Here is a 1203-nt window from a genome sequence, read left to right on the forward strand (position 1 = left end):
TTGGCTGACGCAGTAGAGAATACGACCGGTCCTTCGGATCCGGCAATCGCCAACGCATGAGCGGTCTCTGTTGCACCCAAGCCTAGGAGACGGCAAGCTGCGGCCGCAGCTCCGTAGCCGACCCAGCGTCCACTCGCATAAGTATCGACTGTTTCGATAGGACGAGAACTCGCGACTCTGAGAGCGATTTCGTATCCGAGCGCGATTGCAACCATGGTCTCCGAGTATGACGCGTCGACAGCCTGAGCTACTGCCAAGGCAGCGGGAATGACGCCTGCACCGGCGTGGCCCCCTGCGCCTCGGTGACCATCGTCGATGTCCAGCGCGCTCGCCGCAGCGCTATTCGCCATCGCGGCGCCGACGACACTAGTCTGTTTGTCTGTCAACCAAATGCTTATGGAGCCTTCGCCGTAGGCTTCCACTGCTGCGTTTCTGGCTGCGTCAGCTAACGGCGATCGAAGGCCCGCAGCGGCAGCGCCGATGAGGTCCAGTATGAGCAACGAGATTGTCTGCCGTGTAACTGCTGGCAGTGCGCTTCCCGGGAAGCTGCTAACGAAATTGGCGAGTTCAGTTATGGTTTGCACCCTAGCTCTCCAATAGATCACGTTCTTTGGCCAACGAAATGGCCTCGCAAAGTGGCGGCTCGACTAGGTGCCAGGAACGGCTTTGTACTCGTTGACTCCACTTAGCGGTCTCGAATCCCACGGTGATGTTTACTGCTTAGTCAAAGCTTCACAGGCGCTTTCGCGTGACTCTCCCCACGCGTGGTGGGTGGCGCAGGCCATCCGGGCTCTCTTTCAATCCCGCTGCAAGCGGTTGCGAAGTTGTTAATGAGATGGCGGCAGGCGGGCTCACTCTCGTACATGCATTCTGCGTGCCACTGTGCGCCAATCGCAAAAGGTCGGCCGGGCACCTCAATCGCCTCGACGACTTCATCGTTCGCGCGCGCGGACACCACGATTTCAGGGGCCAGTGCACCGGCCTTCTCGATTGCGCGTACATAGTCGGGGGGAGAGAAGTAGCCTTCCTTTTCCACGTCGAAATTGCTAACGACACCTATGATTGATTGCATGACCTTAGCCATCGTGGATGGTACCTCAAGTAGGCGAGAAGAGCTTGCGCTCCATCCCGGTTAGGCGTTCCGGGCCTTGCTCCGTCACCAGCACCGTGTCGCTGAAGCCCATCCCGGCTGCCGTCATCAGC

The 1203-nt window shown here is 59.1% G+C and carries 2 protein-coding genes; both read right to left on the minus strand.

The window, feature by feature from the left end:
• On the minus strand, positions 1-605 hold a 605-nt coding region (locus EN885_RS32960), incomplete at its 3' end, for an MmgE/PrpD family protein (RefSeq protein ID WP_348631661.1).
• Between the two features lie 119 nt (positions 606-724).
• Positions 725-1084, minus strand: coding sequence for a gamma-glutamyl-gamma-aminobutyrate hydrolase family protein (locus EN885_RS32965; protein ID WP_128335258.1), 360 nt, complete (start codon positions 1082-1084; stop codon positions 725-727).
• Between the last annotated feature and the right edge of the window lie 119 nt (positions 1085-1203).

Source organism: Mesorhizobium sp. M6A.T.Cr.TU.014.01.1.1 (genome assembly GCF_004022765.1).
GTDB classification, from domain to species: Bacteria; Pseudomonadota; Alphaproteobacteria; order Rhizobiales; family Rhizobiaceae; genus Mesorhizobium; species Mesorhizobium mediterraneum.